The 1,429-nt window shown below is 72.7% G+C and carries 3 protein-coding genes; 1 reads left to right on the forward strand and 2 read right to left on the reverse strand.

Annotated features, from left to right (window positions below; all coding sequences use genetic code 11):
* On the forward strand, window positions 1–436 hold a 436-nt coding region (locus ACY45C_RS14410), incomplete at its 5' end, for an ERAP1-like C-terminal domain-containing protein (protein WP_462188114.1).
* 84 nt (window positions 437–520) lie between these two features.
* On the opposite strand, the gene ACY45C_RS14415 is transcribed toward ACY45C_RS14410, so the two are convergent.
* Window positions 521–958, reverse strand: coding sequence for a DUF5130 family protein (locus ACY45C_RS14415; RefSeq protein WP_462188115.1), 438 nt, complete (start codon window positions 956–958; stop codon window positions 521–523).
* The gene (locus tag ACY45C_RS14420; RefSeq protein ID WP_462188116.1) at window positions 945–1,298 is read right to left on the reverse strand and encodes a hypothetical protein; all 354 of its coding nucleotides are present in this window, start codon (window positions 1,296–1,298) and stop codon (window positions 945–947) included. The genes ACY45C_RS14415 and ACY45C_RS14420 overlap by 14 nt, the downstream gene beginning before the upstream one ends.
* Between the last annotated feature and the right edge of the window lie 131 nt (window positions 1,299–1,429).

A 1,429-nucleotide genomic window follows, 5' to 3' on the forward strand; every position in this document is an offset into this window, starting at 1 on the left:
CGCGGAGCTCGCCCGCGACCGCACCGCCACCGGCGAGAAGCGAGCGGCGACCGCGCGGGCGGCACGGCCGACCGCGGCGGCGAAGGCGGCCGCCTGGTCGGCGGTCATGGACTCGGACACCCTGTCGAACCACTTGGCCGCCGCGACGATGGGCGGTTTCTGGATCTCCGACCAGCTCGAGCTGACCCGGCCCTACGTGGACCGTTTCTTCGACGAGATCGCTGGGATCTGGGAGACCCGCAGCTTCGACATGGCTTCTACCATCACCCAGATGCTGTTCCCGGCATCGGTGATCGAACCGGAGACGGTGGCGAAGGTCGACGCCTACCTGGCCGAGCACAACCCGGTTCCGCCCCTGCGGCGGGCCCTGCTGGAAGGCCGCGACGGGCTCGTCCGGGCGCTGGCCGCGCGCAAGAAGGACATCGAGGCGACGTAGCGTACCGTACCCGCATCACGCCGGTCGGAGCCGGCCTGGCCCCGGAGGACCCGGCCGGGGCCGGCTCCTCCGGGGCCAGCGGGGTCAGGGCGTCGGGCTGACCGCCAACGAAGGCTGCGTCGGGGGGAGGGTCCCGGCGGCTGCGCCGCCCGCGCCACCTGCCGCGTCCGCGAGCTGGCGGATACCGGCGATCAGGCCGCCGACCAGGCCGCCCAGCGCGAAGCTGGAGGCCATCGTCAACGCGGCGAGCCCGGCGGCCGAGTCGCCGATCCGCTTCTTGGCGGCCGGGGTCGTGGCGATCCGCACGAACCGCTGCCCGGGCGAGACGAGGATCAGCACAGCGGCATCCCGCCCCGCGTCGTCGACGAGGTTCGCGAGGATCCGCTCGGCGGCGAGCCGGGCGTCGCCGCGCACCGCGCCGATCCGGATGCTGACGTGGATACCGGTATGCGTCTCGGCGAGCTCCCGGGCCCGGTTCAGCCGGTCGAGCTGCTCGTGGGTGAACGGCTCACCAGTTGCCACTGGCACCACCCGCGCCGGGAAGGGCGGTCTTCGCCTGCTCGCCCTCGATCTCCTCCGGCTTGGAGCCGATCCAGATCTCGTCGTGCTCCCAGGGCTGCCCCGGGCGGTAGCGCACCGGCCCGCTCTTGCGGCTCGACCACGCGGCCAGCAGGATCGCGATGACGAACCCACCGACGATGGTGCCGCCGTAGATCGCCCATGACTGCACGGCCGTGAGCGGATCGGGGTTGTAGAGGGTTCCGATCTCCCCGGCCGAGGCGCTCACCGCGAACACCGGCACCGCGAACAGCGCAAGGCCAGCAACGGTGAGAACCCGGCGCGGCGCGATCCTGGATCGCAACCCCGGCGCGGGGTGCGCCCCCGGCCACGGGCGGGAGGTGCCGGCGAACGGCAGCCATCGGGTCTGGCGCGGTCGACGTCGAGTCACGCAGCGAAGATTACCGGGAAATGGGGTTACGGTCCTCGTCTAGG

This window comes from Frankia sp. CcWB2, from assembly GCF_977927585.1.